The following is a 19,214-nucleotide window of genomic DNA, read 5'->3' on the forward strand; positions in this document are numbered from 1 at the left end:
GACGATCTTGCGACGGCGTTCAGCGAGGCGTGCCGTTCGTCGTCCGCAGTGACTGGACGAAATCAAGCACCGCCAGGATCACCACGCCGACCACAATGATGATGAGCGGAACGGCCTTGATCCAAACCAGCAGGATCCCAAGAAAGGTGATCATGAGCGCGAGGCCGATGAGTCCGGTGATCAGATTGGTCATCGCACGTTCCTTTTCTCCGCGCGGGGAGCCGAGTTCGTCCCGGCGTCCGGGACGTTGCGCCGAGTGCTGCCACGCGTGCGCCCGATCGTCTTGACGAGCCAGCGCGCCGTGCGCAAGAGGCGGGCATCGTTGCCGCGGCGGCCGACGAGCTGCACGCCCAGCGGAAGGCCGGCTTCGGAACGCATCAAGGGCAGGCTGATGGCGGGCACGCCGAGATAGGTCCAGAGCGTGCAGAAAACCGGGTTGCCGGTCGTTTCGATGCCGGGCGCCGCACCCGGCGCAGCCGGCGTCAGGACGGCGTCGTACTCGTCGAAGATTTGGTCCAGAGCCTGGTTGAGCGGCGCAATCCCGGCCAGGGCGCCGCAATAATCCATCGCAAGATGCGCGCGGCCGCGCTCGATCGCCTGGCGCAGGCGTGGGCTCAGTCTGTCGCCGCCTCGCTGATAGTCGCGCCGCAGATTGTGCGCCATGTCGACTTCCATGATGATGCGGTGCATATCGACGGCCCTGTCGAAGCTCGGCCCGAGCTCGACTTCGCTGCACGCCTCGCCTAATGCCTCGACAAGCTCGGCAAAGGCCTCACGTGTCACCGGCTCGGCCTGATCCCAGACGGGAGAGCGCACGAAGGCAAATCGCGGCGGCAACGGCGGCTCGCTCGCCGCTACCGCAGAGAATGGCGGGCGCGCAACAGGCCGCGTGTCCAGATCCTCCGGGTCGAAGTCGACCATGACCTCGGACAGCAGGGCCACGTCCTCCACGCTGCGCCCGAACACGCCGACATGGTCGAGCGTGCGCGACAATTCGAGCGCACCGCTGCGCGGAATGAGGCCATGCGAGGGCTTGAAACCGACCACGCCGCAGAAGGCGGCAGGACGAATCACCGAGCCGTTGGTCTGCGAGCCGACGGCACCCGGCACCATCAGCGCCGCGACGGCCGCGGCGGAGCCCGAGGACGATCCGCCAGGCGTGTGATCCGGGTTGTGCGGATTTCGGGTCTTGCCCGGATTGTAGTACGCGTACTCGGTGGTCACCGTCTTGCCGAGGATCACGGCGCCGGCCGCCCGCAGACGCGCCACGGCCGCCGCATCGCGTCGCGGCGTGCGTCCGGCCCACAGCTCCGATCCGAACTCCGTCGGCATGTCGCCGGTGTCGAAGATGTCCTTGATGCCCACGGGCACGCCATGCAGCGGGCCTATGGCCTTGCCGTGCTTGCGATGATCGTCAGCAGCCTCGGCCTGCCGCATCGCGTGGTCGCGATCGAGAAACGCCCACGCCTGGATATCGCGATCGACCGCGTCGATGCGCTCGAGGCAGGCGCCGACGAGCTCTTCCGAACTGAATCGGCCGTCGCGGATGCCGGCCGCGGCTTCGATGAGGCCGAGCGCGCTGAGACTCATGCGCGGCCTCTCGGCGGTCTGCCGGGCGCGCTCATCGCGATCCATAGAGATAGGTGGGCAACCACAATGCGATCCCCGGGAAGATGTAGACCAGGGCCATGGTGAAGAAGACCAGGCCGACGAACGGCAGCGCGCCGGAGAAGATGTCGGTCAGCTTCACCTGAGGCGGCGCCACGCCCTTCAGGTAGAAGGCCGCCATCGCGACCGGCGGCGTGTTGAACGCCGTCTGCGTGTTCAGGGCCACCAGGATGCCGAAGAAGATCGGATCGATGCCGTATTGGGGCAGCAGCGGCAGGAAGATCGGCACGAAGATGATGATGATCTCGGTCCATTCCAGCGGCCAGCCGAGCAGGAAGATGATCACCTGGGTCAACAGCAGGAAGCCGATCGGCGACAGGTTCAGCGAGGCGAAGAACTGCTCGACAACGGTCTGTCCGCCGAGGACGGCAAACACCGCGGAGAACGTCCACGATCCGATGAACAGGTAACAGACCATCGCGGTCGCACGCACTGTCAGATAGACCGATTCGCGCATCATCGTGAAGTTGAGCGAACGATAGGCGGCGGCCAGAACGATGCTCATGAGGGCGCCCACCGCGGCTGCCTCGGACGGCGTCGCCAGGCCAAACAGGATGGCGCCGAGCACCGAAACGATCAGCAGCGCCAGCGGCAGGAACGATGTGGCGAGCGCCCAGATGACCGTGCTGAGCGGCACGTTGGTCTGCTCGGGGGGCAGCTTCGGCGCCAGCGCGGGATTGATGATCGCGCGCGACATCGCATAGAGGACGTAGAGTCCGGCCAACAGGAAGCCCGGAAAGAAAGCGGCCGCATAAAGCTTGACCGCCGAAACGCCGGCGGTTGCCGCATAGACGATCAGCAGAATGCTCGGCGGAATCAGGATGCCGAGGCAGCCGCCGGCGCAGACGACGCCTGCCGACAGCTTGGTGTCGTAGCCGGCGCGCAGCATCGCCGGCAGGGCCAGCAGGCCCATCAGCGTGACGACGGCGCCGACGATGCCGGTCGCGGTCGCGAACATCGCGCAGGTAATCAGCGTGGCCACCGCCAGCGCGCCCGGCACGTTCTTCATCGACAATTGCAGCGAGTAGAACAGGCGGTCGAGGATGTTCGCGCGCTCGATCAGATAGCCCATGAACAGGAATAGCGGAACCGCAACCAGGACATCGCTGGACGTGACCTCGAACGTCTTCTGCACCAGAAGGGTGAAGATGCGGTTCTGGAAGAAGTCCTGGCCGGGGGTGTAATAGGCATAATAGCCGAACGAGACGCCCATCGCCATCAGCGTGAAGGCGATCGGGAAGCCGAGCATGATGATGAAGATGAAGAGGCCCAGCATCAGCATGCCGAGTTGAGGATCGGTCATGCGCCTGGTGCCTTCTCGCTCTGCGGCTCGGCCGCCTGCTGCTGATGTTCGCGGATGACGAGGCTCTCGGTCTCCTCCACGTCGTGCAGGCGTTGCGGCCATCGGCCGGTGCGGATGCACAGCACGCAACGGATGATTTCGGCGACCCCTTGCAGAAACAGCAGGAAACCGGTGAGCGGGATCAGCGCCTTCAGCGGAAACACCGGCACGCCGGCCGGACTGAAGATGCTGACCTCGCGGAAGCGCACCGACATCTGGGCGTAGTTCCAGCCCGAATACATCAGTGCCGCGATCGCCGGCAGGAAGAACAGGATATAAAGGACGAGGTCCATCGTCGCCTGCGTGCGCGGCGACCAGAGGCGGTAGACCACGTCGGCACGCACATGGCCGTTGCGCGAGAGCGTATACGCGCCGGCCATCAGGAACATCGCGCCATAGGTGATGTAGCTGATGTCGAAAGCCCAGGTGGTCGGCGCACGCAGCACGTAGCGCACGAAGACCTCGTAGCTGACACCCAGTGTAAGGACGAGAATCAGCCAGGCGAACGCCTTGCCCACCCAGGTGCTGAGCTCATCGATGAAGAACAGGAACTTCGTCATGCGAGCTGAACTCGCTGCGAGCAGACCATCCGGATGTCCCCCTCCCAAGTCGCGGGCGGCGCTTCAATTGCGCCGCCCCTCACGATACGGCCCATGCGATGCGCTGCGACAGCGGTCAGACCTTGAGCACGCCCGGGAAATGATGCTCGAAGGCGCCGCGGTAGTCCGTCGCGTTGTTCATGTTGTAGTAAACCACGCGGCGCACCCATTCCTTCTGCGAGTCCATCACCTTCTTCATGAACGGATCCGAGCCGAGCTGGGCGATCAGGCCGTCCCAGGCCTTGATCTGCGCGTCGAACACCGACTTCGGCGTCCGCTGGACGTTGACCTTGTCCTTGTTGATCAGCTCCTGCAGGTCCTTGGAATAATAATCCATGGCCTTCCATTCGTTGGCGGAGGACACGGCTTCGGCGGCGTATTGCAGGATCGCCTGCTGTTCCTTCGGCAGCGCGTTGAATTTGGTCCGGTTGAACATGATCTCGAAGTATTCCGTCGCCTGATGGTGACTGCCCATCATGTAGTTCTTGGCGACGTCCTGTGCGCCGAAGCGCCGGTCGGAGGTCGGATTGTTGAACTCGAACCCGTCGATCACGCCGCGCTCCATCGCGGGCACGATCTCGCCGCCCGGTAGCTGCGCGACGGATGCACCCATCGCCTGGAAGAGATCGGCGGCAAGGCCCACCGTGCGATACTTCAGGCCCTTGAGATCGGCGTCGCTGGTGATCGGCTTCTTGAACCAGCCGAGCGGCTGCGTCGGCATCGGCATGGCGAAGAAGCTCTTGATGTTGACGTTCATGATCTTGGTCTGGAGCTCCTCGAACAGCTCCTTGCCGCCGCCGTTGTGGATCCAGCCGAGGCCTTCGTTGGCGTTGAAGCCGAACACGGGACCTGTCCCGAACAGCGATGCTGCCTTGTGCTTGCCGTACCAATAGACCGTCACCGTGTGGGCCGCGTCGATCTGGCCGCCATGGACGCCGTCGAACACCTGGAACGGATGCACGACCGAGCCGCCGACCAGATAGTCGATGCGCAGCCGGCCCCCGGCCATCTCGTTGACGCGCTTCACATAATCTTCGGCCATCTCGTTGAAGACATCGGCCTTGCCCCACGAGCCCTGCATCTTCAGGGTCGCTGTCTGCGCCCGGCTGACTTGGGGCATGGCGATAGCAGCAGCGCCGGTCGCGCCGGCGGTCAACAGGAATTTGCGACGAGTCGTTCTGGTCTTTTCAGACTTAGCAATCATGGACGTCCTCCCTGGCGGCCTGGTTTGTTCGAATGCGCTTGTGCGCTTCGTTTATGACCGCTGGAGGTATGCCGCATTCCAGCGACTTTGATCACAGTTTGGACGCAATGCCGGCATCCGACAAGCTGCGCGATGTCGCATTTTGGATGTCGGCGAGCTTTTTGTTTGCGGGGAGCCGCATATTTGTCGCGTGTCGCAGCGCAGCAAATGCAGACGCTCTCTCAGACCCGGGAGAGGTCTTCGGCTTGGAGACGTCAGACTTGGGAAAGCTGCGTGTGCACCGCCGAAACGGACCAACGGCTGGTCAATGGCAATGACGGTCGAAGGCGAGCTCTTCAGCGTCACCCGCAGCTGCGCCGGCAAGGGCAGCATTGGCATCGGCCGGTGAGCGCCGTCATTCCTCCAGCGTGAAGCCGACGCGCAACGTGACCTGATAATGGCCGACGGCGCCGTTTTCGATGTGGCCACGAGTCTGCACCACCTCGAACCATTTCATCTCGCGAATGGTCTTCGAGGCGCGGCTGATCGCGTTCTGGATTGCGTCCTCGATCGAGGTCTCCGACGATCCGACCAGATCCAGAATCTTATAGACATGGTCTTTTTCAGCTGCAGCCATGATGGCCTCCATGGGTTGTGCTGCGGTACGCATCGACGCGTGAGCTCCATTTGAACGACCGTCAGGCGGTCCGGTTCCGTTCTGCGCGATGGCCCGCATGCGCCGGCCGCGGTGGAGCGGGCCGCGCCGGGCTGCTAAGCGCTATGCATGGATATGACGCGGCGTGACAGGACGATCGGCTCTCTCTGCCTCGGCGTGACGGCCTTCGGTTGGGCGCTGAACTGGCCGCTGATGAAGCTGCTGCTCCAGCAATGGCCACCGCTGTTCGCCCGCGGCCTTGCCGGGGTCTGCGCCTCGCTCATTCTCGGTACCCTGGTGCTGAGCCGGAAGGAATCGTTCGCCGTTCCGCGCGAGGCGATTCCGCGGCTGGCGTTCGCGACCTTCACCAATGTCTTCGCATGGATGGGCCTCGGCACGGTCGCGATGAAATATGTGACGGTGAGCGAGGGCGCTCTGCTCGCCTACACCATGCCGATCTGGGCGATGCTGTTCGCCTGGCCGGTGCTGCACACGCGGCCGACGCCGCGCGATATCTTCGGGCTGGTCCTCGGCGTTGCCGGCGTCACGCTGCTCTTGAGCGGCAACGGTTTTGTGTTCGGCGCCGACAAGCTGATCGGGATTGCGCTGGCGCTGCTCTGCGCCATCCTGTTCGCGCTCGGCAACGTGCTCAACCGCAAGCCGCTGCCGATGCCCCCGCTGGTCGTGGTCGCCTGGCAGGTTGGCCTCGGTTGCGCCGCGATGCTGGTCCTCGGCATGCTGTTCGAGCATCCCGACGTCACCGCCATCACCCCGCTGGGGCTCGGCTGCTTTGTCTACATGACACTGGTGCCGATGGGCGTCTGCTACGTCACCTGGTTCGAGACGCTGCGCCGTCTGCCACCGACCACGGCTTCGACCGGCATGCTGATCGTGCCCGTGATCGGCGTGGTGTCCGCCGCCATCATTCTCGGCGAGCCGCTGGGCTACCGCGAATGGGCGGCGATGGCGCTCACGCTTGGTGGCGTGACGCTGGCCTTGCAGCGGGGATGAGGCGAGAACTGGCGCTCCTTACGGATCCAGTTCCGTATCCCAGTACAGATAGTCGAGCCAGCTGTCGTGCAGGTAGTTCGGCGGAAACAGGCGGCCGTTGCGGTGGAGCTGGTGCACGGTCGGCGCGAATGCGTTCTGGCGCGGAAACATCTTGGCTTGCGCCGGCGTCAGGTTGCCCTTGCGCAGGTTGCAGGGCGAGCACGCCGCGACCACGTTCTCCCAGGTGGTCTGGCCGCCTTTGCTGCGCGGGATGATGTGATCGAAGGTGAGGTCCTCGGGCGAGCCGCAATATTGGCAGGCGAAACGATCGCGCAGGAAGACGTTGAACCTGGTGAAGGCGGGATGGGTGGTCGGCTTGACGAAGGATTTGAGCGAGACGACGCTCGGCAGCTGCATTTGCAGCGTGGGACTGTGGACCGCCTGGTCGTAATGAGCGACGATGTTGACGCGGTCGAGGAACACCGCCTTGATCGCGTCCTGCCACGACCAGAGAGACAGCGGGTAGTAACTCAGCGGCCGGAAGTCCGCATTCAGCACCAACACCGGCCAACTGCCTTGCGAGACATGTGCGTTCAAGTAACGCTCCCGGCCTCCAATATACGCTGCGAAGCAGCATGTGCTCACATACTACATGCAGCGTGACGGGATTGTGAAGCCCGTTGAGCGACTTATTCAGGCGCAAGCAATGCGGCGGCGGGGTGGCAAAAGCGCTCAAAACGCCGCGATCTGCGGAGAGCACGCGGCGGGCGCGGAACTGCTTTTTGTCCGGGGGCGTGGCGTGCCGCGGCGGCTACTCCCGTACCCGCTCCAGCTTCTGCAAGCACCGCGTTGCGCGCACGACGGCCGGCATCTCCGCGTCCGGAAAGCTCGTCTTCCAGTCGGTGACGCCGACCTCACCGACATAGATATCGCCCTGCGAATCCAGCGCGATGCCATGGGGCGCCAGGAATTTGCCGCTGACGACGCCCGGACCGGCCTCGCCGCCGAGCCGCGCGATGCGCTCGCCCCTGGCGTTCACGATTGACAGCCGTGGCCCGAGATTGGGCACCTTGCGGTTGACCGCCAGGCCGGGACCGAGCTCGCCGATCACGAACGTCGGGTTCTTCGCCCCGCCGCAGCAGCACAGCGCGCAGGGCCGGTGAAGGTTATTCCACTGCGTCTCGTACCTGCCCTCGCCATCGAACACCTGGACGCGATGGTTCTCGCGGTCGGCGACATAGACCCAGCCGTCGGCGTCGGTGGCGATATTGTGCACGATGTTGAACTGGCCGGGATCGGTGCCGGGCTCGCCCCAGCTCCTGATGAGCTTGCCGTCGGGCGTGAATTTGTGCACGCGCGCATTGCCATAGCCGTCGGAGACGTAGATCTCGCCCTTCGGCGACAGCGCGGTGTGCGTGCAGCGGTGGAACGGCTCGCCGCTCATGAACGGCGACGGTTTCTCGGGAATGCCGATTGTCAGCAGCACCTTGCCGTCGGTGGTGCATTTGCGCACGGTGTGGTCGCCGTCATCGGTGCAATAGAGGTTGTCGTCCGCATCGATGTGCAGGCCGTGCGCGCGCGTGAACAGGCCTTCGCCAAAACTGCGCAGGAAATTGCCCTCGCGGTCCAGCACCACCATCGGATGGGCGCCGCGGTTGAAGACGTAGATGCGATCGTTGCTGTCGACGGCGACCGAGGCGACGTCGGTGAGCTGCCAGCCGTCAGGGAGCTTGGCGAAGTTTTCGACCACGCGAAAGCGGTGCTCGCCGCTGCCGAGAATGGCTGGCATCAATCTCTCCTCCTGTCATTCCGGGGCAAGCGCAGCGTGAGCCCGGAATCCATTGTGCGGCATAGCTTGCGGATGGATGGATTCCGGGCTCGCACTGACGCGCGCCCCGGAATGACGGTGGTGCCTATGTCCGCCCCAAAATCCCTTCCTCGATCGCCTTGATCTGCAGCGCCAGATATTTCGAGTTGATGCGGCACTGCGCCAGGCTACCGGCGATGAACCAGAGCCCAGGCTGCCTGGTGCGCGCATACATGTTGCGCAGCTCGAAGCCGTCGCCAAAGCCCCAGATCGGGCCGACGCGGTCGGCCACGGCATCGCCGAACAGCTTCCGAACGAGATATTCCTGCGGCTTGTAGCCGGTGGCGAGCACGATCAGGTCGGCCGCGATGGTGGAGCCGTCATTCATCCGTGCACCCTCGGCGTTGAAGCTTTCGATGTCGTCGAACTGCCTGAGCCTGATCCTGCCTTCCACGATCAGGTTGGAGCAGCCGACGTTGAAATAATAGCCGCCGCCACGGGTGAGGTATTTGAACTGCCAGCCGGTGCCGGCCTCGCCGAAATCGAGCTTGAAGCCGACGCGCGAGAGGCCTTCGAGCAGCTCCTTGTCGAGCTGCTTGGACTGCTCGGTCAGCATGACATGCGTCTTCTTCGCGAGCGGCGTCGGCATCGAGGCCGCGATCAGATCGTTGTCCTCCAGCGTGCCCTCGTTGTAGGTGGCGTAAGCGAGCTGCGCCGACGGTTCGATATTGGTGACGAGGGTGGGCGAGCGCTGCACCAGCGTCACCTCGGCGCCGCTGGAATACAGATCCTGCGCGATGTCGTGGCCGCTGTTGCCGGTGCCGATGACGATGGCGCGCTTGCCGGCCCAGCTCTCGCCGTCCTCGTAGCGGCTGGAATGCAGCAGCGTCCCCTTGAAATTGGCGAGGCTCGGAAGCTCCGGAATGTTGGCGATGCCGCTGACGCCCGTCGCCATGATCACGTGGCGCGGATGCATGGTCCGCTCGCTGCCGTCGGCGCGGAGCAGCGTGACGGTCCAGCGTCCCTTCGCCTCGTCATAGGCGCCGCCCTCGAATTCGGTGCCGGTCCAGAAGTTCAGCTCCATCGCATCGACGTAAGCCTCGAACCAGTTGGCGAGCTTGTCCTTGGGGATATAGGTCGGCCAGCTCGGCGGAAACGGCATGTAGGGCAGGTGATTGACCTGCACCTGGTTGTGCAGCGTCAGCGCATGATAGCGCTTGCGCCAATTGTCGCCGATCCGCGTCTCGCGATCGACGATCAGCGTGTCGACCTGCAACTGCTTCAGCCGCGCTGCAATCGCAAGCCCGGCCTGGCCGCCGCCGACCACCAGCACGGCCGGATCGCGATCAGCATAATCGCGCGAGGCGTTGCGCAAATCGAGCCAGTTCGGTCCGCGGAAATCGCGCGAATAGGCCTGGCCGCGTGGGCGCGAGGTGCCGAGTTGCTCCTCAAAGCCCTTGAGTTCATCGAGCGCGGTCAGCAGCGTCCAGGCTTTCAGACCGTCGGCGTCGGTGCTGTCGGGTGCGAGCCGGACGATACCGCTGCCGCGCCCGATCGCGGTTTCGAAATCGAAGATCGCCTCGACGCAGTTGCGGCCGGCGCGCGTGACCCAGCGCGGCGGTGCGCGGTGGGGCGCGATCTTGAAATTGGCCGGTGCCGCCTTGGGCGCGAGTGCGGCCAGCGCATGGGCAATCGTGTCGCGGCCGGCGAGCGTCTGCAGCTTCCAGCTCAGTGCCAGCACGTCGCGCCAGAAGCTGTCGGCGAGGAAGAGATGGTCCAACGCGGCGGGCTCGGGCTTGCTCAGCGCTCGCTCGAACGCGTCGAGCCAGCCCTGCGCGGATGCGGCAATATCCTTCGTCCTGTCCAGCATGCGCGACCTCGTGGCCGTCTTCGCGGCGTTTCCTCTGGTCGAGGCTATACGCTTTCGCAAGCGGCCGACAGCCGGTCACCCGAGCAATGGCGGCATATCGCCCTGCCTGGACGGAATAGGCCGCTGACGCTTCAATCCACCTTAGAGGGCTGCCGGAGGCAGTCCACCCGGCTTGCCGTCCGCCCAGTAGGGATCGCGCAGCTTGCGCTTGAAGATCTTTCCGGTCGCCTCGCGGGGCAGCGCATCCAGGAACTTGATCTCCTTCGGCACCTTGAAGTTGGCCAGCCGCTCGCGCAGGAAGGCCTGCACAGCACCGGCGGAGAGCTGCGCGCCGGTGTCGGGCTCGATGCAGGCGCACAGTCGCTCGCCATATTCGGCGTCGGGGATGCCGAACACGGCGCAGTCGCGTACACCAGGCATTCCAATCAGCACGCTCTCGATCTCGGCTGGATAGATGTTGACGCCGCCCGAGATCACCATGTCGCGCTTGCGGTCGCACAGGAACAGATAGCCGTCCTCGTCGAGATAGCCGACGTCGCCGACGCTGACGAGGCCGTCGCGCCCTGCCTCCGCTCGGGCCTGCGCCTTGCCGTGATAGTCGAAGTCGGGCACTGCGGTCTGACGCATGAAGATCTCGCCGACCTCGCCAGCGCCGCAGCGGCTGCCGTCGTCGCGAAAGATCTTGACGATGCCGCCCTCGATGGCGCGGCCGACCGTGCCGGGCTTCTTCAGGGCTTCCTCGGCAGAGTGCCACACCGGAATCCCGGTCTCGGTCGAACCAAAATATTCGTTGATGACCGGCCCCCACCATTCGATCATGGCCCGCTTGATCTCGGGCGGGCAGGGCGCGGCGCCGTGCACCACGAAGCGCAGTGACGAGAGGTCGTAGCGATGTCTTGTCGCCTCCGGCAGCCGCTGCAGCCGGACGAACATGGTCGGGACCATGTGGATGTGGGTAACGCGGTGACGCTCGATCAGCGCAAGCAGCTCCTCCGCATCGAACCGCGGCTGGAGCACGATGGTGCAGCCGTTGCGGAACGCCATCATGCCATAGGAATGCGGCGCCGAGTGATACATCGGCCCATTGATCAGCACGATTTGGTCCTCGCGCGGCTTGATGCCGTAGGCGATCGCGCCGACGCGTTCGGAGGCGGCGGCCTGTTCGGGCTGCATCGGCATGCGCCGCACGCCCTTCGGCATGCCTGTCGTTCCCGAGGTGTAGATCATCGCCGCGGCCCGTCGCGGCGGCTCCTGCGTTTCCGGATGGCCGTCGCGCCAGCGGTCCCAATCAGCCAGTCCGGCCGACACTTCGGTCAGCCCCGGGGGAAGGGCGAAGGTCGCCGCGAGCTCGGGCGGCGTCCGAACCACGAAGAGATGGACATCCTCCGGAATGCCGCCGCGGATCTGCGGCAGGAGGTCGGCGTGGCAGACCAGGATCTTCGCACCGCTGTCGGACAGGATGTAGCGGACCTCTTCCGCCTTGAGATGCCAGTTGATCGGCACCACCGGGCTGCCCAGCGCGGCGGAGGCGGCGACCACCTCAAACAACGCGAAATCGTTGCGCAGCATCATGGCGACCGGGGCACCCTCAACGAGACCGAGCTCGCGGAGTCCGCTCGCCGCCCGCCTGATGCGCGCCTGGATCTCGTCATGGGCGATCCGGCGCTCGCCGCTGATGATCATGGCGTCTCCCTTTCCGCTCATGTCTAGCGATCGTCGAGCACGTCGCCGAAGCCGACCCAGCTCTTGCCGTTGAAGCGGCGCAGCTGCAGCTGCTGGAACGGCAGATAGTCGTCGGGGCCGGTGCTCACACTGATGCCCGGCAGCAGCAGCGGCAGCTTGACGTCTTTCAGCGAGGCGGCCTGGCGCATGATGTTGTCGCGGCTGACATCGTCCTTGCACGCCTTCAGCACCGTCATCAGCAGCGTCGCGTAATGGTAGCCGGCCGCGTAGTTGGAGTTGGAGAGATCTGCATTCGGCATGTACTGCTTCATGAAGGCGAAATACTCCTTCACGCCGGGATCGCCGGCCCATTGCGGGTCCATCGTGTCCTTCTGGTTGCTCGACGAGATCAGGCCGACCGCATTGTCGAGCCCGGCCGGCTCCAGGAACGAGATCGACGAAGCCGACGTCGGGACGAAGAACAGCTCGGGCTTCCAGCCGATCTCGGCGACGCCCTTGATCATCTGCGACGTGAACTTGCCGAGTACGACCCCGAACAGCACGTCGGCGCCCGATGCCTTCAGGGTCGAGAGCTGCGAGCTGATCGTCGGCGCGCTGGTCTCGTAGGTCTGCTCCGCGACGATCATGCCGGCGGCCTTGTCGCCGAGCGCGCGCTTGAAGCCGGCGACATAGTCGCGGCCGAAATCGTCGTTCTGGGACAGGATGGCGATCTTCGCGCCGGGCTTGGTCCGCAGCACGTGCTTGGCATAGACCACGCCCTCGGATTCGTAGGCGGCCATGCCGGGCATGGTCCATGGATATTTCTGCGGATCGGCCCATTTCGTCGCGCCCGAGAGCACGAACAGCTGCGGCACCTTCTTGCCGTTGAGGTAGCGCTGCACGGCGCTGTTGGTGGCGGTGCCGAGCGAGCCGAACATCATCAGCACCTCGTCCTGCTCCACCAGCTTGCGGGTCTGCTCCACCGTCTTCGGCGGCGAGTAGGCATCATCCAGCGTGATGAACTTGACCTTGCGGCCGTTGATGCCGCCCTCGGCATTGATCTTCTCGAAGAACGCCTCCTGGGTCCGTCCGATCGTCCCGAAGCCGGATGCCGGGCCGCTGTAGGGCAGGGTCTGCCCGATCCGGATCTCGTCGCTGCCCTCGGCGTGGGCACTGCCGCCGGCGAGCGCCAGCAAGGATAGGCCGAACAGTGCGGCTGCCAGCTTCATGATGTCCTCCCGTGTTGTCTTGTTAGTCCGGAACGTCAGGCGCTCGCGCGCATCAGGAAATCCTGCCTCGCCTGATCGAGTTCACCCTTCATGCGGTCGACGAGCTCGGCGACTGCAGGGACGTCGGAGATCTGACCGATGCCTTGGCCCGATCCCCAGATGTCCCGCCAAGCTTTCGATTTCATGTTGCCGCCGGAACCGAAGTTCATCTTCGTCTTGTCGGCGACCGGGAGGTTGTCCGGATCGAGCCCTGCGGCGGCGATCGACGGTCCCAGATAATTGCCGTGCACGCCGGTGAACAGGTTGGTGTAGACGATGTCGTGCGCGGCGTGCTGCGTCAGCGCGGACTTGTAGGCCTCGTCCGCATTGGCTTCCTTCGTGGCGATGAAGCGCGTGCCCATATAGGCGAGGTCGGCGCCGAGCGTCAGCGCCGAGGCGATGCCGAAGCCGTCGCTGATCGCGCCCGACAGCAGGATCGCGCCGCCGAACCATTGCTTGACCTCGCGCACCAGCGCGAAGGGTGACAGCGTGCCGGCATGCCCGCCGGCGCCGGCGCAGACCAGGATCAGGCCGTCGACGCCCTGTTCGGCGGCCTTGCGTGCATGCTTGACGTTGATGACGTCGTGGAACACGAGGCCGCCATAGGAATGCGCGGCCTCGACGATCTCGGCCGGCGGCCGCAGCGAGGTGATGATGATGGGCGCCTTGTGCTTGACGCAGGTCTCCATGTCCTTCATCAGCCGGTCGTTGGAGGCATGGCAGATCTGGTTGACGGCGTAGGGCGCGACCTTCTTGCCGGGATTGCGCGATTTGTATTCGCCGAGCTCGTCCTCGATCCGGCTTAGCCACTCGTCGAGCTTCTCGACCGGACGGGCGTTGAGCGCCGGAAACGAGCCGACCACGCCCGCCTTGCACTGGGCGATCACCAGCTCCGGGCCGGAAACGATGAAGAGGGGTGAGCCGACGACGGGCAGCTCGAGCGAATCCTTCAAGAGAGTGGGCAGCGCCATCATGTCCTCCTGAAACGCGGCCCCGCCGGCGGGCGGATGACGAGGCGTTTCCCTGTTGATTGTCGCGCGGGCGGATGGCCGCCCGCGTTTGTGGATTTGATCCCACTATAAGGTTGGACGGCGCGCTCCGGCCGTTCAATAATGAACGGATCGTCATTCAGATGTGAACAGGGCGTCCGATGGACTGGGACCTTTGCAAGACCTTCGTCGCGGTGGCCGATACCGGCAGCTTCACCGCCGCCGCCCGCCGGCTGCACACCAGCCATCCCACCGTCAGCCGCAAGATCGCGGCGCTGGAAGCCCAGCTCGGCACCCGATTGGTGGCGCGCGCCGCCGATGGCCTGGCGCTGACCGCGGATGGACGGACGTTGCGTGAGCACGCCGAGGCAATGGCGGCCGCGGCGCTACGGGCCGAGACCGCGGTCGCGGCGGGAGGACACAAGGCGCGGGGCATCGTCAAGCTGTCGATCGGCGCGACGCTGGCCTCGCATTGGCTGATGCCGCGCCTGCCCGCCTTCCTGCGTGCGCACGATCATATCCAGCTCGAGATCATCACCCATCCGTTTCCGGCGAGCGTGCGCCGTCGCGAGGCGGACGTGGTGCTGCGGCCCTTCGACAGCGGTGAGGAAAACCTGGTCGGCCGCAAGATCGGCCGTCTCGGCACGGGATTCTATGCCTCGCGTGACTATGCCGCCGGCCGGTCCTTGCCCGAACGGCGTGGCGAGTGGAAGGAGCACAGCGTCATAGGCTTCGCCGACCAGACGTCCAATGCGCAGCTCGCGCGCTGGAGCGACGTCGTCACGCGGCAGGCGAGGGTGGTGATGCGCTGCTCGTCCCAGGGAGACATGCTGGCGGCAGTCCGCGCCGGGATCGGAATCTCCGCGCTCTCGTGCTTCGTCGCCGAAGCCTATTCCGATCTCGTTCGCGTCGCCCCGCAGAAGCTCGCCAGCGTCGCGGATCTATGGCTGCTGGCCCATCCCGACCTCGTCGAGCTTCCGGCGGTGCGCGCCGTGGTAGACTTCGTCGCCGAATGCGCCCGGGCCGACCGCGCGAGGCTGCGCGGTTAGGGTCTCGTGCCCCGGACGGCAGCGCAGCACGCAGTGTTGCGCTGCTGATCCGGGGCCCATGCATCCACCTCGCGATGCTCATGGGTCCCGGCTCTGCAGCGCGTCACTTCGTGCCGCACCGCGTCCGGGACACCGCATCTGTCATGATCACGCTTGGCCCGCGAGCGCGCCCTCGCGCTTCTTCACCGCGCGATAATAGCTCCACCACAGATGCGCGGCGGCGCCGCGCAGCGGTCGCCAGGGTTCGGCGAGCGGCGCCATCTGCTTCTCGGTCGGCCGCGCCTTCAGACCGAGTCCGATGCGGATGCCCTCCTGCACGGCGAGGTCGCCGGCCGGCCAGGCATCGCCGTGGCCGAGGCAGAACAGCAGGTAGACGTCGGCGGTCCAGGGGCCGATGCCGGGCAGCGCGATCAACGTGTGATGGGCGGCATCGGCATCTTCCTCCGCGAGCACGTCGAGGTTCAGCCGCTCGGCGGCGATTTCGCGCGCCAGATGCTTCAGCGTCTTGATCTTGGCGGCCGAGAGGCCGAGCCGCCCCAGCCGGTCGGCGCGGGCGCGGCGCACCGCGTCGTGGTCGAACGGATCGAAGGCCGCGGACAGCCGACCCCAGATTGCCGCGGCGCTCGCGGTCGAGAGCTGCTGTCCGCAGACGATGTGGGCAAGCCCCGCAAAACCCGGCTCGCGCCGCCGCAGCGCCGGCATGCCCGCGATCTCGAACACTGGTTTCAGGCGCGGATCGCGCTTGATCAGCGCATGGACGGCCTCTTCGAGATCGGATTGGGTTTCGAGGTGGAGGGTCATGACAATCTGGCAAGCTCTCTGTCGTCATGGCCGGGCTTGTCCCGGCCATCCACGTCTCTCTGGCCACCGAGCATGTTTAGCATGGGAGAGCGTGTCCGTAAGTCCGTGACCTTGACACGCTCGCGGTGTGATACCGAAGAACGTGGATGGCCGGGACAAGCCCGGCCATGACGAGTCCTTTCGCATGGCGCCACCCGTTTTCCGATTCGCCCCCAGCCCCAACGGCTTCCTGCATCTCGGCCACGCCTTGTCCGCGCTGCTGAATTTCGAGCGCGCGCAGGAGACCGGCGGGCGTCTGTTGCTACGGATCGAGGATATCGACGCGACGCGCTGCCGACCGGAATACGAGGCGGCGATCTTCGAGGATCTTGCCTGGCTGGGGATTGACTGGGAGATTCCGGTGCGGCGACAGTCGGAGCATCTCGCCGATTATCGCGCCGCGCTGGATAGACTGTCGGCGCTCGGTCTCGTCTATCCCGCCTTCGAGAGCCGGGCAGAGATCGCAAAGCTCGTTGCCGTGCGCGAGGCGAACGGGCCGTGGCCGCGCGATCCCGACGGCGCGCCGCTTTATCCTGGCGATGCCAGATCATTGTCGGCTGACGAGCGGTCGCATTTGATCGCGTCAGGCGCGCCCTATGCGCTTCGGCTCGACATGCAGGCCGCCTGCCGCCATGCCGCCCGTCTGAGCTGGAGCGAGCTGGGTGACGGGCCTGATCGTGAGCGCGGCACCGTCCCGGCGCGACCGCAGGCCTGGGGCGACGTGATCCTGGCCCGCAAGGAGATTCCGACCAGCTACCATCTGTCGGTCGTCGTCGACGACGCGCTTCAGGGCGTCAGCGAGATCGTGCGCGGCCAGGATCTGTTTCACGCAACGTCCGTCCATCGCCTGCTCCAAGTGCTGCTTGGCCTGGGCGAACCGGCCTACCGCCATCACCGGCTGATTTGCGACCGCGAGGGGCGGAAGCTGTCGAAATCGAGCCGCTCGACCGGTCTGCGCGACTTGCGCGCGGCCGGCGTCACGCCTGCCGGTATCCGCCAGCTGGTGGGATTAGGTTAAGTTTCTCTGGGGGTTAGCGAAACGTCGCCGTGACTCCGGGTGTTTCGCCGTGCCATGCTCGGCAACAGCCCGGGGGTCCGAAGGGGATACTTCGAAGGGGATTCATGGCGGCGAAGAAGCGCCCAGCGCGCACCACGAAGACGTCCAGGCGGCCGCCTCGGAAGCGGTCCGGGGCGACGGGGCAGGTGCGCAAGCGCAGCACCAGGACGGTCACGCCTGATGTGGTCCAGGCGGCGCTCGCCGCCTTTGCCCATGAGGTTCGCACGCCCCTGACCGGCATTCTGGCGATCAGCGACCTGCTCGCGACTTCCGATCTCGGCGAACGGGAGCGGCGCTGGGCCGACACCATCAAGGCCGGTGCCGAGCATCTGGCGAGCCTTGCCACGCTGTTCGTGGATGCTGCCAGAAGCGGCAAGGGGGCCGGGAAGGGTGGCAGCACGCTGCGGCAGGACCTGTTCGATCTGCGCACGCTCGCCCGCAGCGCCGGCGATTCGCTTGCGGGGCGCGCCGCGGCCAAGGGTCTCCAGGCCCAGGTCGAGATCTCCGACCAGCTTCCCGGCCTCGTGGTCGGCGATCCCGTCCGCCTGCGCGCGGCGCTCGAGAACCTGATCGACAATGCCGTGAAATTCACGGACCAGGGCGCCGTGGCGCTCGCGGTCGCTCCCACCGTGGGCAAACAGAAGGGCAAGGCCAAAGGCAAGGACAGGGTCGCCGTTGCTTTCGCGGTGTCCGACAGCGGCATCGGCCTCACCATGGGCGAGATCAAGCGGCTGTTCCGCCCGTTCACCCAGGCCAATGTCACCATCGCCTCACGCTTCGGCGGCGCCGGCCTCGGCCTATCCTCGGTCAAGCAATTGGCGCGAGCGATGGGCGGCGACATCACCGTCGCGCCGCGCCGCGGCGGCGGCGCCACCTTCACCCTGACGATATCGCTGGATGCCACCGGACCGGGCAATTCCAGCAAGGCGAAGGACGAAGCCGGGACGGATGCGGCCGCGGCGCTGCGCGTCCTCAGCGTCGAGGACAACCCGTTCGGCCGTGTCGTGCTCAACACCATCCTGACCGAGCTCGGTCATCATGCCGAGTTCATCGGGCGCGGCGAGGACGCCGTCGGCCGGCTGGCGCAAGGCGCGTTCGATGCGGTGCTGATGGACATGGTGCTGCCGGGCATCGACGGCGTCGAGGCCATCAGGCGCATCCGCACCATGGACGCGCCGTTGGCTCAGATCCCGATCATCGGGGTGTCCGGCCGCGGCGAGGACGAAGCGGCCTCGCGCGAAGCCGGCGCCGACGCCTTCCTGGTCAAGCCTGTGTCTCCGAGGGCTTTAGCGACTGCGCTGCTTGAAGCGACACGCCGTGAGGAAGCCGCGACTTGATGATCGCGGCGTTGAGCTCGCCGCCGTAAACGAAGATCGCGGCGATGAAGTACAGAAACACCAGCGCGATGATGACCGAGGCAAGCCCGGCATACATGGTCACGTAATTGTTGGCGAAGCGCGCCAGATATTGTCCGAATACGATGCTCGAGATCAGCGATGCCACGATGGTGAAGACGATGCCCGGCAGGATCTGGAGGAAGCTGCGGCGCCCCGCCGGCAGCCAGGCGTGCAGGATGAGCAGCGCCACCACCAGCGCGCCGATGGAGATGCCGTAGCGCACCCAGGTAAGAATGCTTTCGTTGGATTCGACGAACAGGGGAATGTGGCGCCGCGCCGCCTCGATGATGAGCGGGCCGAGCACGATCAGGAACGCCATGGCAAGGGCAGTGAAGGCCGCGATGATCGTATAGGCAATCGATTCCAGCCGGAGCCAGTACCAGCTCCGCATCTCGACCACCGCGTAGGCGCGGTTGAGTGCGACCCGCAGCGCCTCGACACCGTTGGAGGCGAAATAGACCGACAGCGCCGCGCCGATGGTGAGCAGGCCGGTGCGGGTGGTGGTCAGCACGTCATGGACCTCGCCCGAGATCGAATCGGCGACCTGCTTGGGCCAGACCTGGAGCATCAGGCTTGCGGCCTGGTCGGCGAGCTCCTTGGAGCCGAAGAAGCCGGCCAGCGAGGTCAGCACGATCAGGAACGGGAACAGCGCCATCAGCGTCGACAGCGCGATGTGGCTTGCGATCGCCCAGCCGTCGTCGGCCAGGAACGTGTAGAATGCATCCTCCAGGACGCAGTAAATGTAGCGGACGGCTTTCACTGGATGCCCCGTACTGCTTCCGCGCGCCGCAGGCGGGGAGAGGGGAAGACGGTCGATGCCGGATGCAAATCGGAAATC

18 protein-coding genes are annotated in these 19,214 nt (G+C 65.5%); 4 read left to right on the top strand and 14 right to left on the bottom strand.

What is annotated here, in order from left to right; all coding sequences use genetic code 11:
- Positions 1-19: 19 nt before the first annotated feature.
- The 6 genes from K410_RS39290 to K410_RS0106625 form a co-directional block, all read right to left on the bottom strand.
- On the bottom strand, positions 20-193 hold the full coding sequence (locus K410_RS39290; RefSeq protein WP_155253262.1) for a hypothetical protein: 174 nt from the start codon (positions 191-193) through the stop codon (positions 20-22).
- Positions 190-1,635 (bottom strand): amidase, encoded by a 1,446-nt coding sequence (locus K410_RS0106600; protein WP_349509792.1) that lies wholly within the window; start codon positions 1,633-1,635, stop codon positions 190-192. The genes K410_RS39290 and K410_RS0106600 overlap by 4 nt, the downstream gene beginning before the upstream one ends.
- Positions 1,622-2,971, bottom strand: coding sequence for a TRAP transporter large permease (locus tag K410_RS0106605; RefSeq protein ID WP_028134110.1), 1,350 nt, complete (start codon positions 2,969-2,971; stop codon positions 1,622-1,624). The genes K410_RS0106600 and K410_RS0106605 overlap by 14 nt, the downstream gene beginning before the upstream one ends.
- On the bottom strand, positions 2,968-3,570 hold the full coding sequence (locus tag K410_RS0106610; RefSeq protein ID WP_028134111.1) for a TRAP transporter small permease subunit: 603 nt from the start codon (positions 3,568-3,570) through the stop codon (positions 2,968-2,970). The genes K410_RS0106605 and K410_RS0106610 overlap by 4 nt, the downstream gene beginning before the upstream one ends.
- Positions 3,571-3,685: 115 nt before the next feature.
- Positions 3,686-4,813, bottom strand: coding sequence for a TRAP transporter substrate-binding protein (locus K410_RS0106615; protein ID WP_028134112.1), 1,128 nt, complete (start codon positions 4,811-4,813; stop codon positions 3,686-3,688).
- A gap of 394 nt (positions 4,814-5,207) precedes the next feature.
- Positions 5,208-5,429 (bottom strand): dodecin, encoded by a 222-nt coding sequence (locus K410_RS0106625; protein ID WP_028134113.1) that lies wholly within the window; start codon positions 5,427-5,429, stop codon positions 5,208-5,210.
- A 147-nt stretch (positions 5,430-5,576) separates the two neighbouring features.
- Between K410_RS0106625 and K410_RS0106630 the strand changes: the two genes are divergently transcribed.
- Positions 5,577-6,458, top strand: a complete 882-nt coding sequence (locus K410_RS0106630; RefSeq protein WP_028134114.1) for a DMT family transporter — start codon at positions 5,577-5,579, stop codon at positions 6,456-6,458.
- An 18-nt stretch (positions 6,459-6,476) separates the two neighbouring features.
- On the opposite strand, the gene K410_RS0106635 is transcribed toward K410_RS0106630, so the two are convergent.
- From K410_RS0106635 to K410_RS0106660, 6 genes are all read right to left on the bottom strand, one after another.
- Entirely contained in the window at positions 6,477-7,034 is a 558-nt protein-coding gene (locus K410_RS0106635; RefSeq protein ID WP_028134115.1) for an HNH endonuclease, read from the bottom strand.
- A gap of 214 nt (positions 7,035-7,248) precedes the next feature.
- Positions 7,249-8,226: a peptidyl-alpha-hydroxyglycine alpha-amidating lyase family protein gene (locus K410_RS0106640; protein ID WP_028134116.1), complete on the bottom strand. Its 978-nt coding sequence runs from the start codon at positions 8,224-8,226 to the stop codon at positions 7,249-7,251.
- A gap of 124 nt (positions 8,227-8,350) precedes the next feature.
- Positions 8,351-10,114, bottom strand: coding sequence for a flavin-containing monooxygenase (locus tag K410_RS0106645; RefSeq protein ID WP_028134117.1), 1,764 nt, complete (start codon positions 10,112-10,114; stop codon positions 8,351-8,353).
- Between the two features lie 141 nt (positions 10,115-10,255).
- Entirely contained in the window at positions 10,256-11,797 is a 1,542-nt protein-coding gene (locus K410_RS0106650) for an acyl-CoA synthetase (protein ID WP_028134118.1), read from the bottom strand.
- A 23-nt stretch (positions 11,798-11,820) separates the two neighbouring features.
- Positions 11,821-13,005 carry an ABC transporter substrate-binding protein gene (locus tag K410_RS0106655; protein ID WP_028134119.1) on the bottom strand — a complete coding sequence of 395 codons (1,185 nt, stop codon included), beginning with the start codon at positions 13,003-13,005 and terminating at the stop codon, positions 11,821-11,823.
- 35 nt (positions 13,006-13,040) lie between these two features.
- Positions 13,041-14,015 carry an NAD(P)H-dependent flavin oxidoreductase gene (locus K410_RS0106660; RefSeq protein WP_028134120.1) on the bottom strand — a complete coding sequence of 325 codons (975 nt, stop codon included), beginning with the start codon at positions 14,013-14,015 and terminating at the stop codon, positions 13,041-13,043.
- 179 nt (positions 14,016-14,194) lie between these two features.
- Here K410_RS0106660 and K410_RS0106665 point away from each other — a divergent pair, with 179 nt between their 5' ends.
- A complete protein-coding gene (locus tag K410_RS0106665; protein ID WP_028134121.1) occupies positions 14,195-15,082 on the top strand; it encodes a LysR family transcriptional regulator in 888 nt (295 codons plus the stop codon).
- A gap of 147 nt (positions 15,083-15,229) precedes the next feature.
- On the opposite strand, the gene K410_RS0106670 is transcribed toward K410_RS0106665, so the two are convergent.
- Positions 15,230-15,883 (bottom strand): DNA-3-methyladenine glycosylase family protein, encoded by a 654-nt coding sequence (locus K410_RS0106670; protein WP_028134122.1) that lies wholly within the window; start codon positions 15,881-15,883, stop codon positions 15,230-15,232.
- 184 nt (positions 15,884-16,067) lie between these two features.
- On the opposite strand from K410_RS0106670, the gene gluQRS reads away from it, so the two are divergent.
- Complete coding sequence (gluQRS, locus tag K410_RS0106675) at positions 16,068-16,940, top strand: tRNA glutamyl-Q(34) synthetase GluQRS (RefSeq protein ID WP_028134123.1); 873 nt, start codon at positions 16,068-16,070, stop codon at positions 16,938-16,940.
- Positions 16,941-17,044: 104 nt separating this feature from the next.
- Complete coding sequence (locus tag K410_RS0106680) at positions 17,045-18,316, top strand: ATP-binding protein (protein ID WP_028134124.1); 1,272 nt, start codon at positions 17,045-17,047, stop codon at positions 18,314-18,316.
- Here the strand turns inward: K410_RS0106680 and K410_RS0106685 are convergent.
- On the bottom strand, positions 18,243-19,136 hold the full coding sequence (locus tag K410_RS0106685) for a YihY/virulence factor BrkB family protein (protein WP_028134125.1): 894 nt from the start codon (positions 19,134-19,136) through the stop codon (positions 18,243-18,245). The genes K410_RS0106680 and K410_RS0106685 overlap by 74 nt on opposite strands.
- Positions 19,137-19,214: the final 78 nt, after the last annotated feature.

This window comes from Bradyrhizobium sp. 22 (genome assembly GCF_000482425.1).
Taxonomy (GTDB): Bacteria; Pseudomonadota; Alphaproteobacteria; order Rhizobiales; family Xanthobacteraceae; genus Bradyrhizobium; species Bradyrhizobium japonicum_B.